A 14,222-nucleotide genomic window follows, 5' to 3' on the forward strand; every position below is an offset into this window, starting at 1 on the left:
TGATCATTTTTTATTATTTTGGAATGTAGACACTTAAGCGTGCCCCCATCAGATCAGACTCACCTATTTCTAAACTACCACGACACGAATCTAAGTTGGTTTTAACTAAATAAAGGCCGATACCATGCTCAGCCCCTGACTTAGAACTGTATTGTGGTGTAAATATCACATCCTTGTCATCGCCTAAACCAAAACCGCTGTCTTCAACATCAAACAATAATGTTTTACTGGTTTCATCAACCGTAACACGAACCTTAGGGGTACGTGTATCGCTAGCTCGAATAGCAGCTTCAATTGCGTTATCAATCAAATTGCCAAGTATCGAGACAACCCGTTCAAGCATATCCTTACGAGTGATCGATCCTAATAAGCTATCTGGATTAAGCTCAAGTATCACATTTAATTCACGGGCTTTATGGTATTTACCAACCAATAAACCTGCTAGTACCGGATCTTGGATCCTTTCGAGCAAATGATGGATCTGCGCTTGCGAGCCTTTACTTTCTTGACCAATTAGCTCAATCGCCTGATCCGTTTGCCCCATCTGAATTAACGCACCAATTAAGTTTAGCTTGTTCGAGTAATCATGCGTTTGCACTCGTAATAACTCAGCAAAGGCTTGCACTTTGGTTAATTGCTGCGATAAATATTCAAGTTCATCCGCAGGGCGCATACTCAACAAAATACCATCAGCCTGACCTTGCACTTGCAATGCATATCGCGACAACACAATGCGTTTATCGGCGGCAAATAATTCAAAACCAACAATCGGACGCTGTTGGTTATGCATTAAAAACTCACTATGTTCAGGAAGTAAGTCTGCAAGTTTAAGTGGTTGATGAATACAGCTGGTCGGTTTACCGAGGATTTCGCAGGCACGTTGATTTAAGTTACGTACATTACCTTCAGGATCGAGGGCGATAATGCCGCTACGAACAGTATTCAAAATAGCATCTTGCTCAGAGAACAACCGTGCTATTTCATCAGGCTGTAAACCAAAAATAGCATTACGAACCCGTTGACCAATATACACCGCGGCCAAAATACTTAAACCGACTAACAACAAACCCCAAAGCATAATTTCAGCACTGCGAGCACGAATAAGCGGTTCAATTGATTGCACTAAAAAGCCAACCGATACCAAGCCGATGACTTCGCCTCGCTCTGAGAGCACGGGGACTTTGCCACGAATAGACTCGCCCAAACTTCCTTTTGCAATCGACACATAACGCTCACCACGTAGCGCCGCTTTACTATCACCACCCACCATCGGCTTACCTAGCTTGTCGGGGTCTGGGTGAACAATGCGGCGGGTATTGTTATCGCCAATCACGATAAAGCTGGCTGCGGTGAGTTCACGAATATGCTCTATTTGCGTATTTAACTCATCAAGCCCTTGCTTGGTTTGCAATGCGTTTTGCACGTCATCCCGTGAGGCAATACTAGTTGCGAGCGCAAGCGCTTTATCACCCATGTGGTTATGTAAGCTTTCTGCAGTGATCTGATACACCAAAGCGCCAAACAATACAGCCTGTAAAACACATAGACCGGTAACCCAAATAATGAGTCGCGTTTCTAAGCGCTTGGGTTTTTTAACCACATGCTGAAATGGGTTTAGCTTATTGGTGTATCTCATATCAGTGCCTTGTTCTACGCATGTTGCTCTGCTTGCGTAGCTGCTTTTTCTTTACGACGTTGGACAATATAGTCTTTCAGTGGGAACAACAACACTAAGATCGAAATCACAAAAATACTCAGTGTTAATGGGCGGTCCCATAAAAAGCTTAGTGAACCATCTGAAATCATCATGGCACGACGGAAGTTTCGCTCAATCATATCACCGAGGATAAAGCCAAGTAATAAAGGCGCCATCGGGAAAGCTAACAAGCGAAGCACCAAGGCCACCAGCGCAAAGCCCACCATCATAAATAAATCAAAGGTGTTAAATGACACTAAGTACACACCAATTAAGCTGAAGAATAAAATCATCACTGTCAGCACAGATTTAGGCATTGCCAACACTTTAGCGAAATATGGGATCAACGGCAGATTCAAAATCAGCAGTACAATATTGCCAAAGTACATACTGACAATGACAGCCCAAAACACGCTTGGGTTTTCTTGCATTAACATAGGGCCCGGCTGAATACCGTAGGCAATTAATGCACCTAGCATAATAGCTGTTGTACCAGAGCCTGGAATACCTAAAGTCAGTAATGGTACAAATGAGCCAGTACAAGCTGCATTATTAGCCGACTCGGGTGCCGCTAAGCCACGCATCGAACCCTTACCAAATTTATCTTTCAGCGCTTTTGGAGCAAGATTACGCTCAGTGGCATAGGCCATAAAGCTGGCAATGGTTGCCCCTGCGCCCGGTAACACACCGACTATAAAACCAAGTAAAGATGAGCGACCAACCACAGGAGCCATGTCTTTTACTTCTTCTTTAGTCAGTTTTGTTGAGCCAATTTTTGGCGTATCAGGATCATCAATTTTTTTATCTGGTTCAGCCTCAGGGCGTGCCACATTAATCAGCGCCTCAGCCAACGCAAACGTTGCCATTGCTACTAATAAAAAGCTAATACCATCTAATAAATCAGCTTGGCCAAAAGTAAAGCGCTCGGTACCTGAAGAGGGATCAATACCTACCGTTGCCAGCATTAAGCCAAATACCGTCATCATCATGGCTTTTAAGAATTGCCCTTTATTAGAGAACGCAGCGATAGCCGTTAAGCCTAAAAACATCAGTACAACATAATCAGGCGATTGGAAACTTAATGACACTTTCGCTAATAATGGCGCAGCCACCATCAATAAAATGGCGCCAATGGTCCCGCCTATAAAGGATGAATAAGCGGCAATCGCAAGGGCTTTACCTGCCTTACCCTGCTTTGCTAGCGGGTAGCCATCAAACGATGACGCTACCGTACCCGCTACACCCGGCGCATTAATCAAAATTGAAGAAGTAGAGCCACCGAATATAGCCCCGTAGTAAACACCGGCCATTAAAATCATGCCCGAATCAGCACCGATGCTGTAAGTTATTGGGATCATCAACGCAATCGCGGTAATTGGGCCAAGGCCAGGTAGCATACCGATGAACGTGCCAACAAAGCAGCCAACAATCACATATAACAAGTTGTTCCAGTCGAGTACGGTCGACAAACCTAACATAATTCCATCAAGCATAACTTAACTCCACAGATTGCCAGGTACTAAGTAAATGCCCAGTACTTGTGTCATTAAAAACCAAAAAACCACGGCCACAGGCACAGACGCAAACAACAACACTGCCTTACGGCGTTCGCCCATGATAAAAAAGCCCGTAATTAAAAATGCACTGGTGGCAATTAAAAAACCGAACGGTTCAAGCATGGCGCTATAAGCAACCATTAAAACCAACAATGCAAAGGTACGTAGTAAGTTGCCCTTACTGAGTAGCTCTGCTTTTTCTGCAGGCGCTTGCTTTAATAAGTTGGCACCAATCGAAAGTACACACACCACGATACCAAATACTGCATACACTTTTGGTAAGGTTGCAGAAGTAACGCTTTCGTACTCTTCAAATGGCATAAGTGGAATTTGCCAAGCCACAAGGGCGTAGAGGGTAAAGAGGACCAAGAATAAACTTGGTCCAATTAGTTCACGGTTTAACATCGTCTAACCTTAGCCTCGGATAAAACCAAGTTCTTTCATTACAACGCGTAATTGCGCTTCTTGCTGCTCAAGCGATTTAATAAACGCTTCTTTTTCTTGAAATAGATTTAGCCAACCATTACGGGCACGAACCGCTTCCCATTCAGGAGTTTGTTGCAGCTTACGTAGCTTTTCTGTGTACTCGGCTAGTTTGTCTGCCGGTAAATCTGGGGTTGCAAAAAAGCCGCGCCAGTTTACGAACTCCATGTCGTAACCTAGCGACTTTAAGGTTGGAATTGCTGGGTAATCTGGCAATTTATCTGCAGAAGTCACCGCTAAAATACGTGCCTGACCACCATTAGCGACTTCGAGTGCTTCACTTAAGCCTGTTGAAAGTAAGTTGACCTCACCCGACAGTAAACCAGCTTTCGCTTTACCACCGGCATCGTAAGGAATGTAACGTAATCGACGACCATCAAGACCCGCCGCTTTAACCGCTTGTGCAGCCACTAAGTGATCCATGCTGCCGCGCGCAGAGCCACCTGCTACTTTTACAGAGCCTGGATCTTTTTTCATTGCATCAATAACGTCTTGCCATGTTTTAAATGGCGAGTCATTACGCACCACAAATGCACCATAATCAGCAATCATGCTGGCAACTGGTGTTAAATCGCGGTAGCTGTAAGGAATTTTGCCTGATAATGCGCGCAGTACGATAGGCGTTGAGTTAACCATCAACATATCGCCTTTTTTAGTGCCCGACTCAATCAAGTAAGCAATTGCACGGCCACCGCCGCCGCCCGACATATTCTGAAACGATGCATTATCTTCAATGCCCGCTTTTACCATTGCTTCACCAACACCACGTGCTGTGGTATCCCAACCGCCGCCTGGGCCACCCGGTACCAAAAAGTGTAAGTTTGCTAATGCCAGTGGGCTGGCTACTAATAATGAAGCTGCTAAAACAGATCTTTTTAATGATTTAAACATAGTCATAATGCACGACTCCTAAAATAAGTACTGCATACGAGCACTGATGCCCATACCTGAATCTTCATCACCTACCAGCGTAGAAGCACCGGCACCATCAACATCGCTGTAAATCAGGTTGCCCATAAATTTGATATCGCTGCTTAGGTAATATGATGTGCCTAATGTATAAGTGGTTACGTCGGTACCTTGCTGTTTGCTGCTAGCGTTCATTTGTGACACACGTGCAACCAGCTCCCATGCATCTTTAATCCCTTTTGGTTGTACAAATAATGCTGAGCCTGCTTTGTAACGGCGCTGCTCACCGCCTAAGAAGTAACTTGCCGATACATGAAAGCCATCAAAACGTTCACCATCAAGCTCGTTGCTACTATCTACCGTATCAAGGTAACGGCTGGCATATTCAGCCTCTAGAGTGAATGCATTCGCTTGGTAGGCAAATTCAAGACCGCTTTGCGACATGCTATTTAGCGCTGCGGTTTCACCACCGACTGCGTAATCCACTAAGCGAACATTGGTTTCACGCACTTCACCACGGGCAAAACGAGCGCTTAAATCATTGTCGCCCATATCACGATAAGAGTGCCAAGCACCTAAATGAATCACATCACCCGGCGCTGCACTAGACCAAGTTAAGCGACCTGTTACAGCCAATGTCAGTTTGTCATCTTCGTCATGGCCCGATGCACCAAACGCATCGTTTTTGTAAACACCCACGGCGTAACGTAAGCCTGAATCTTTAAAGTATTGATAAGCTGAGATACCCCAGCGGAAGAAAGGCGAGAAGGTGTTAGCAAGGGTGCTACGCTCAATAGTATTAATGTGTTTAGAACTAGTCAGCGCATTGAGCGACATGTCTTCACGAATTTTACCGGCTTTTACTTTTAAGCCGTTGTCGAATGCATAACGTACCCGCGCTAACACGATTGCAGCCGCGCCTTCAGAAAATTCGAGTAGTAATTTGTGATCCCAGTTGCCATGTTCACTTTCAACATAAGTACGGATACGACGTGGGAAGAAGTCGCTGCCTCCAGCGCCATCATTGTCGGCATTGTAAGCACCGTCGAAATAGTTGTAATCAAGTTGCACGCGACCACCAAATTCTAGGTTGAAGCCGCTAGATGTTTTTAATGAATCCACTTCTTTTTGAAGTGCATCGAGTTGTTGCTGTAGTTGTTCAGTGTCGCTTTGTGCGAATGCTGATGTACTTGCTAACGCCGCTGCAACGGCTAAAGCGAGCTGTGTGTTACTTGCTTTCATGAATTACTCCACACCAGATTATAGTTATTTGTTGTCGTTGATCGGCCGACTGCAAATGGCGATCTGGTTTGGAGCATAGTGTTAACGATAGATTAACGAAATGTTTAGGGGGTAAGTTGCATTGATGATGATAAATGGCTTTTTGTTCATAAAACCCATGAACAAAAAGCACATTACTGGGGGTTAGTATAAAATCTAGGCAAATTAGCTGCTTAAAAGTCGCAAAACTAGCTAAAAGTCATCTCAGGAACGTCACCAGAGACAATAAGTTTGCCCTGTGTCTTAGCAATAATCTCATCAACCGAGACACCTGGCGCACGCTCTAATAAATGAAATGCACCGTCTTTAATTTCTAAAAGTGCCAAATCGGTGATCACTTTATTGATACAACCAACGCCCGTTAACGGCAAACTACATTCGGTCAGCAGTTTTGATTCGCCATGCTTGTTGGCATGGGTCATAGTACAAATAATGTTTTTAGCACCAGCCACCAAGTCCATCGCACCGCCCATTCCTTTAACCAGCTTTTTCGGGATCATCCAACTAGCTATGTTGCCGTTTTGGTCTACTTCAAACGCGCCCAGCACGGTTAAATCAACGTGGCCGCCGCGGATCATGGCAAAGCTTTCTGCGGAGCTAAATATAGCCGCCCCCGTTGCAGCGGTGACCGTTTCTTTACCTGCGTTGATCATATCGGCATCAACTTGGTCTGCACTTGGGTATGGCCCCATACCGAGTAAACCATTTTCAGATTGCAGCATCACTTCGATGCCATCAGGGACGTAATTAGCAACCAAGGTTGGTATACCTATACCTAAGTTAACGTAGTAACCATCCTGTAGTTCCATCGCCACGCGTTTAGCGATTTGTTCTCGTGATAATGCCATCAGCGTGCTCCTTATTGATTCTCTTGCTTAGTGGTAACTTTCTCGATGCGCTTTTCAAATTCACCTTTAATCACTCGGTCAATATAGATACCCGGCGTGTGAATTTGGCTTGGCTCTAGCTCCCCTGGCTCAACAATTTCTTCAACTTCAAGAACCGTAATTTTGCCTGCGGTTGCTGCCATCGGATTAAAGTTCATCGCCGTATGACGATAAATGCAGTTACCGTAGCGATCTGCTTTCCACGCTTTAACTATCGCAAAGTCGCCAGTAATGCTTGGCTCTAATAAATAATCGCGACCATTAATATTGCGGGTTTCTTTACCGTCAGCCACCGGTGTACCGACACCCGTTGCGGTATAAAATGCAGGAATACCCGCACCACCAGCACGCATTTTTTCAGCTAAAGTGCCTTGCGGTGTGAGCTCAACTTCAAGTTCACCATTTAATAGTTGCTGCTCAAATAGCGCGTTTTCACCAACGTAAGAGGCAACCATCTTACTGATTTGCTTGTCTTCAAGTAGCACTCCTAAACCAAAACCATCAACGCCACAGTTATTCGATACCACTGTTAAACCACGAGTGCCTTGACGTTTAATTTGCGCAATTAGTCCTTCAGGAATACCGCATAAACCAAAACCACCGGCTATCACTGTCATGCCATCTTCAAGGCCAGCCATCGCTTCGCTATAACTTGTAACTACTTTATCAAAACCTGCCATTGGCTCCTCCTATTGTGCAGTCCAACCGCCATCAATGGCGATTGCTTGGGCGGTAATATTGCGTGCTGCATCGGCCATTAAAAAGCTAACGGTATGCAGGATCTCATCTAAGCCGATAAATGCTTTTTTCGGCATCGGTGCTAGCATAATTGTGTCGATCACTTGTTGCTCAGAAATGCCATGTTCTTTAGCTTGCGAGGCAATTTGTTGCTCCACAAGCGGCGTTTTTACATAGGCTGGGCACACGGTATTAATCGTGATGTTGGCATCGCCCGTTTCAAGTGCCATGGTTTTAGCAAAGCCGATTAAGCCATGTTTTGCGGCGATATAAGCCGACTTATATTTAGACGCCACCATCGCATGGATTGAGCCAATATTAATGATGCGACCAAAATCTTGCTCACGCATGCGAGGGAGTACCGCCTTGGTCATCATCGCCGGGCCAACGAGCATAACTTGCTGTAAGAACTGCCATTTATCAGCCGGGAAATCTTCAAGCTTTGCAACATGCTGAATACCCGCATTATTAATAAGTACATCAATTGGCTGATTAAGCTCAGTGAAAAACTGCTCTATTGCATCACTATCAGCCACATTAAGTGCATACCCTTCGGCGCTACCACCTTGCTCAACAATGCCTGCTGCCGCTTGTTGTGCTGCTTGCTGATTTAAATCAGTCACAATAATAGTGTGACCTTGCATCGCCAGTTGCTGGGCAACATATAGACCAATACCACTGGCTGCACCGGTAATTAAAACAGTTTTGCTCATCGGGTTACTCCTCTAAAAACTCACTGATAAGCTGCGCTTTCGGGGCGATTGAGAAAATGCCATCAAGGTGTCCCCAGCCCCCTTCTATTTCTGAAATCTCAACGTCTTTACCTGCCGCTTTCATGGTGTCAAACACAGTACGCATGTTTTCAGGGCGAAGCAGTAAGTCGTTCGTTGCGGGTAGTAATAATGTTTTGGCAGAGACATTTTTAAGTGCCGTTGTTAAATCACTTTGCATGCCAGCTGTAAATAGTTGTGATGCCCGGACCAAATAAAGTACATGGTTGGCATCTTGCGTTTTCGCTCGTGCCATTGCGCGTTGAGCGAGTACTTGGTTTAACTTAGGCAAGGTGCGAATATCTTTTAATGCACCTTCATCCAATACATTAAAGTCAGGGAAGCTCGCGTTATAAATAATTGGATGCATCGCATCTTGTGTAATATTAAGCATGGTTGCCGCTAAGCCATCTAACGGGCGCTCTTTGCCGTAGTAATTACCTTGCTGCCAGTTTTTATCTAAACGAATTGGTAACGCCCATTTTTCAAGTGCCGCAACTGTCCATGCATCCATAGTTGCAGCGCCAATCACATGAATTAAACGCTCTACTTTATCTGGGTAACGTGTTGCCCACTCAAGTGCTTGAAACGAGCCCATTGATGCGCCCATCACAGCATGTAATTTAGTGATACCTAGGCTGTCGAGTAAGCGCTTTTGCACATTCACAAAGTCAGTAATCGTAACCACAGGAAAATCTAAGCCATAAGGTTTGCCTGTTTTTGGATTCGTTGACGCAGGGCCTGTGGTGATGACATTTTCATCATGCCAGTTGGCATTCACTAAGGTATCTGAGCTAATCACATAATATTTATTCGTATCGATAGCTTTACCTGGGCCGATAATCGCATCCCAATAACCCGGTAGGGCGTCATCCGCTTTATATTTACCTGCGGCATGAGAAGTACCTGAGAAGTAATGAGTGATTAAAATCACGTTATCTTTATTGGCGTTTAGTTTTCCGTAACTTTCCCAGCCAATATCAACTTGATCTAAAGTCACACCAGACACAGTGGTAAAATCTTTTGTCGTAAAATGCTGTTTTTCCACCAGCATGGTGTCGGCTTTATTTGCAGCGCCAAACGCAGTGCTACTAAATACAACCAGCCATAGCAAAATTATTAATTTGGTTTTCATTGCTGTTCCTTAAAAGATAATAAAGAGTCCAAGTGCCAATGCGACACCGATAAGCGGAATAACCGCAGTGAGTGCTGCCATTGACCAATACGCTCGTTGATGCGTTTCTTTACAGATAGCACGTATTGTTGTGACCACATAACCATTATGCGGCAAGGTATCGAGGGCTCCAGAGCTAATTGCCACTACTCGGTGCAGTTGTTCAGGGTTTACACCCATGTCTAAATAACCCGGTGCGACAAGAGGTAATGCAATGGCTTGCCCGCCAGAAGCAGATCCTGTTAAGCCGGCAATTACACTCACAGCCACAGCAGCACCAACCAACTCATTCCCCGGCATATGGGTCATCACATCGACAGCGGCGGTAAATGCCGGTGATACTTTCGCCACAGCGCCAAAACCAACCACAGCAGCGGTATTACCGATTGCCACTAAAGCGCCAGTTGTACCAACATTAATCGCGTTACCCATATCGTGAAAATGCTTAAAGTTAATAATCACAATACTCAGCACACCACCAAGCAAAGCGACAATAAGCGCGGTTTGCTGCAGTACATCATGTAGCGTAAATGATAAAAGCAGCACCACGATCAGCGGGATCACACCCGTAATTGGATGCGGACGACGACGCTCAATAATGACAGGGTCATCATCACGCGCTTCAAAGGTTTCGCCATTAGCAACGGCCTTTTTGATCATCTTGTTTAACCAAAAGTAACCTGCTGTGGCCATAAAAATAGCCACGACTAAGCTCACTTCCCATGCCGCATAGGGTGACGTACCAAGGTGCTTAACCGGGATCCAGTTTTGAATTTCTGGCGAGCCTGCCGAAGTCATGGTAAAGGTCACCGAACCAAATGCCAGCGTTGCTGGAATAAAGCGGCGCGGTAAGTTTGCATCTTTAAACAGACTTAATGCCATTGGGTAGACAGAAAACGCAACAATAAAGACGCTCACGCCACCGTAGGTTAAAACTGCACAGGCAATCACAACTGCAAGAACGGCGTGCTTCATACCTAGTTTACCCACAATGTAGCTCGCAACACTGTCTGCAGCACCGGTGTCTTCCATGAACTTACCGAATAAAGAACCCAGTAAGAACATAAAGAACCACGCACTTAAAAAGCCTGCAAAGCCATCCATATAGGCGTTAATAAAGTTTGTATCTGCCGATACAGGGAAAATGGCCATGCCACTACTAAGTGCAACTAACAGTGCACAGATTGGCGCAGCGATAAATAAGTTTACCCCACGCAGCGTTAAAATGATCAGCAGTATTAAACCGCCTAACAGTCCTATCATGCTCAGCATAGACATTCCTATAATTATTGTTATTACACAGATGAGGTGACATCGGAATAATGCTTTCAGTCTTACCCTAAGCGTTCAAAAAATACATAACACTAAGGTACTATCTGCTTTAAAAATAGCTTAATTGCTTGATAAATAAAGGGCTGTGGCGGGTATAGCACTATGGTACTAATTCAATTTCTGCAACTATCTTCTACATTAACTGACAGGTGACACGGGCAAATCTTATTCAGTCTTCGGCAACATCAATGTGAGTGGCCATAAGACTAATGACAACAATAACAAGGAATACAACATGATAAAGCTTAACCCAAAAGTCGCGCCACTTACTCTGGCTGTATCACTTGCTTTGGCAGGTGTCAGTGCTCAAGCGGCAGAACAAGCCGAACCTGCAGCAAAAAAAGGTGAACTTGAACGTATTCAGGTAACAGCACGTAAAACTGTTGAAAACCTGCAAGAAGTTCCTGTTGCTGTAACCTCAGTGGGTGCTGAAGAGCTGGCTGAAAATGGCATCGTCGTTATGACCGAAGTTCAGCAGTTCTCGCCAAATACCACCCTGCAAGCAAGCCGTGGTACTAACTCTACAATTACCGCGTTTATTCGTGGTGTAGGTCAACAAGATCCACTTTGGGGCTATGAGCCAGGTGTCGGTATCTATATTGATGATGTTTATCTTGCTCGCCCTCAAGGTGCCGTGCTTGATCTGCTTGATGTGCAACAAATCGAAGTATTACGTGGTCCACAAGGGACGCTTTATGGTAAAAATACCATAGGTGGTGCCATTAAATACGTCACCAAAGAAATGAGCGGTGATGCTACCTTAAATATTCAAGGCACTGTAGGTAGCTATAACCAGAAAGATTTAAAAATCACTGGCCAATTACCGATTGTTGACGAAAAACTTTACGTGGGTTTTGGTTTTGCAACGCTTAACCGTGACGGCTTTGGTGAGTTTTTAACGTCTTCTCTTGATAACCAAGACCGCGAAAACTACAACAAAGATGTAACCGCAGCACGCGTTACACTCGAATACACTCCGACCGATGACTTATTCTTCCGCTTAGCGTGGGATAAAACAGAAGACAAATCAAACGCAAAAGGTGGTTACCGTTTACTACCAAGTATTCTTACTGATGCACCAGTTCCAGACAGCGTGTATGACTCATATACCAGCTTGCCAACATGGAATAAAGTTGAACTAGAAGGCTATAGCCTAACTGCTCGTTGGGATATGACTGACAGCACTAGCATTAAATATATTGGTTCAAGCCGTGAGAGCTACTCACCGACTAATATCGACTTTGATAACACGTCACTGCAAATTTTCGATGTACCTGCTATTTACGATGATGAGCAAACCACTCATGAGTTACAGCTAAATCATCAAGGCGATAACTATAAACTGGTTTCGGGCCTTTACTACTATGATGGTGAATCTTGCGGTCAATTTGAGGCAATTTTAGGTATTTTAGGTCAAAGCCTAGGCGCACCGGGTCTAACTCGTGAAGTAAGCGGCTGTAGTAACTCAAACAGTAAAGCAGCGTATATCCAAAGCTCAATTGATTTAACCGATAAATGGTCAATGACACTCGGTGCGCGTTACACCAAAGACAAAAAAGAAGCACAGGTTAACAACGGTCTAATCTTTGACATTGTTTACCCAGAATCAGGTTGGGTACCAGGTTATACTCGCCCAGAAGGCCAACTGGTTCCAACAGTACTCGATGATGAAGAAGAATGGTCACGCTTCACACCACGTGCAGGTGTTGAATACCAATACAATCGTGACATCATGTTCTTTGCAAGTTACGCGCAAGGCTTTAAGTCAGGTACTTTCAACCCACGTGCAACGACTGCAGAGCCAGCAGCAAAACCAGAAATCGTTGATTCATTCGAAATCGGTATGAAGAGTGAGTGGAACAACAACTTACGTGCAAACGTCACCTTATTCACCCTTGACCATAAAGATCGTCAATATATTTCGGTATTACCGGGTGATAGCGCAGCAGATCTAAATCAACGCTTAGGTAACATTGGTGAGTCAACATCAGATGGTATTGAACTTGAACTTAACTATGTTGCAACAGAATCACTCAGCTTTGATGCGTCAGTGGGTTACATTGATAGTAGCTTTGATAACGTAATTGATTACGACCCAGAAACCGGTGAAGCATTCGATAAATCAGACCGCTTTACGGTATCAAACACACCTGATTTAACCTTTAACCTGGGTGCAACGTACCGTATGTACACAGAAATGGGTGATTTTGTTGTCAATGGTAACTACTACCACAGAGGCGACTACGCGCTATTCGAAGAAGATAGCCTATTAACGCAAGATGCTTACGGTATCTTTAATATGGGTATCACTTGGTACAGCACAGATGGTCACTGGACTGCAGGTCTTTACGGTAAAAACTTAACGGATGAAGAGTACATGATTGGTGGTTACCAATTCGTGGCACCTGATCCAACAGACCCAACAGATATCAGCAAATACACCCCAGGTTTAGGTGGTGATAATACCCTGATTGGTTATTACGGCGACCCTCGCACTGTAGCCTTCACTGTTGGTTACCGTTTCTAAAATAGAATCTAAATCCTTGTGTGAGAAAGGTTTGTCTGAAACTTCCCTTCAGGCAAACCTTGTTTCAAAGCGCAAAATCACTTATAACATAACGCATTGGAGAATCGAGGGAATGTCTTTAGCTGTGAACACTATAATCGCCGATGATCACCCGTTATTTAGAAGTGCGCTGCGTCAAGCTGCGGCGACATCAGTGCCTGAAGAACATATTAAAGAGACCAGTGACATTGATGGTTTGTTTACACTGTTAAGCGCTCACCCTGAGATTGAACTAATATTTTTAGACCTTACGATCCCTGGTGCAAATGGCCTACAAGCCCTTTCGCAACTGCGTAACCACTACCCTGATATCTTAGTGATCATGGTCTCAGCCAATGAGACACCCGCCATAATCAAACAAGCTATGAGCCTTGGCGCTGCTGGCTATATTCCAAAGTCATCTTCTTTAGATGTTATCAGTGAAGCAATTAGTCATGTACTCAATGGCGACACTTGGTTACCACCTGAAGTGGATTTAACCGATGTGGTGATCAACGACGAACAAAGCGAATTTGCTCGTAACCTTGAAAAACTAACCCCCCAGCAATACCGCGTACTAGCGATGATTGCCGACGGTTTATTGAATAAACAAATCGCCTTTGAAATGTCGATTCAAGAAACCACAATCAAACAACATGTGTCAGCGATTTTACGCAAACTCAATGTTTATAACCGTACTCAAGCGGGCATTTTGTTTAATCAGCTTTCGCAGGTTGGCAAAATCGAAGAAAGCTAATTTAAGCATTCACTCCCAGTTTTAAAACTCGCTTTCCCAGTAATGGGAAAAGCTCACGTTCCAAAAAACGAAAAGTTATTACTTTTCAACACCT

General features: G+C 44.4%; 12 protein-coding genes. 2 read left to right on the top strand and 10 right to left on the bottom strand.

Going from position 1 to position 14,222, the window contains the following annotated elements; genetic code table 11:
* Positions 1 to 13 precede the first annotated feature (13 nt).
* From AOG26_RS13330 to AOG26_RS13375, 10 genes are all read right to left on the bottom strand, one after another.
* Positions 14 to 1,636 (bottom strand): ATP-binding protein, encoded by a 1,623-nt coding sequence (locus AOG26_RS13330; RefSeq protein ID WP_054562933.1) that lies wholly within the window; start codon positions 1,634 to 1,636, stop codon positions 14 to 16.
* A gap of 14 nt (positions 1,637 to 1,650) precedes the next feature.
* On the bottom strand, positions 1,651 to 3,189 hold the full coding sequence (locus tag AOG26_RS13335; protein ID WP_054552331.1) for a tripartite tricarboxylate transporter permease: 1,539 nt from the start codon (positions 3,187 to 3,189) through the stop codon (positions 1,651 to 1,653).
* A gap of 3 nt (positions 3,190 to 3,192) precedes the next feature.
* Complete coding sequence (locus tag AOG26_RS13340; protein ID WP_054562934.1) at positions 3,193 to 3,657, bottom strand: tripartite tricarboxylate transporter TctB family protein; 465 nt, start codon at positions 3,655 to 3,657, stop codon at positions 3,193 to 3,195.
* A 9-nt stretch (positions 3,658 to 3,666) separates the two neighbouring features.
* Entirely contained in the window at positions 3,667 to 4,632 is a 966-nt protein-coding gene (locus tag AOG26_RS13345) for a Bug family tripartite tricarboxylate transporter substrate binding protein (RefSeq protein WP_370316435.1), read from the bottom strand.
* 12 nt (positions 4,633 to 4,644) lie between these two features.
* A complete protein-coding gene (locus AOG26_RS13350; RefSeq protein WP_054562935.1) occupies positions 4,645 to 5,886 on the bottom strand; it encodes an OprO/OprP family phosphate-selective porin in 1,242 nt (413 codons plus the stop codon).
* 227 nt (positions 5,887 to 6,113) lie between these two features.
* A complete protein-coding gene (locus tag AOG26_RS13355; protein ID WP_054562936.1) occupies positions 6,114 to 6,773 on the bottom strand; it encodes a 3-oxoacid CoA-transferase subunit B in 660 nt (219 codons plus the stop codon).
* Between the two features lie 11 nt (positions 6,774 to 6,784).
* Positions 6,785 to 7,492, bottom strand: a complete 708-nt coding sequence (locus tag AOG26_RS13360) for a CoA transferase subunit A (protein WP_054552327.1) — start codon at positions 7,490 to 7,492, stop codon at positions 6,785 to 6,787.
* A 9-nt stretch (positions 7,493 to 7,501) separates the two neighbouring features.
* Positions 7,502 to 8,263, bottom strand: coding sequence for a 3-hydroxybutyrate dehydrogenase (locus AOG26_RS13365; RefSeq protein WP_054552326.1), 762 nt, complete (start codon positions 8,261 to 8,263; stop codon positions 7,502 to 7,504).
* Between the two features lie 4 nt (positions 8,264 to 8,267).
* Positions 8,268 to 9,455 carry an E22 family MetX-like putative esterase gene (locus tag AOG26_RS13370; protein ID WP_054552325.1) on the bottom strand — a complete coding sequence of 396 codons (1,188 nt, stop codon included), beginning with the start codon at positions 9,453 to 9,455 and terminating at the stop codon, positions 8,268 to 8,270.
* 9 nt (positions 9,456 to 9,464) lie between these two features.
* Complete coding sequence (locus AOG26_RS13375; protein ID WP_054562937.1) at positions 9,465 to 10,766, bottom strand: GntP family permease; 1,302 nt, start codon at positions 10,764 to 10,766, stop codon at positions 9,465 to 9,467.
* Between the two features lie 295 nt (positions 10,767 to 11,061).
* Between AOG26_RS13375 and AOG26_RS13380 the strand changes: the two genes are divergently transcribed.
* Complete coding sequence (locus AOG26_RS13380; RefSeq protein ID WP_054562938.1) at positions 11,062 to 13,353, top strand: TonB-dependent receptor; 2,292 nt, start codon at positions 11,062 to 11,064, stop codon at positions 13,351 to 13,353.
* A 112-nt stretch (positions 13,354 to 13,465) separates the two neighbouring features.
* The gene (locus AOG26_RS13385) at positions 13,466 to 14,128 is read left to right on the top strand and encodes a response regulator transcription factor (RefSeq protein WP_054562939.1); all 663 of its coding nucleotides are present in this window, start codon (positions 13,466 to 13,468) and stop codon (positions 14,126 to 14,128) included.
* Positions 14,129 to 14,222: the final 94 nt, after the last annotated feature.

This window comes from Pseudoalteromonas sp. UCD-33C (genome assembly GCF_001306895.1).
Taxonomy (GTDB): domain Bacteria; phylum Pseudomonadota; class Gammaproteobacteria; order Enterobacterales; family Alteromonadaceae; genus Pseudoalteromonas.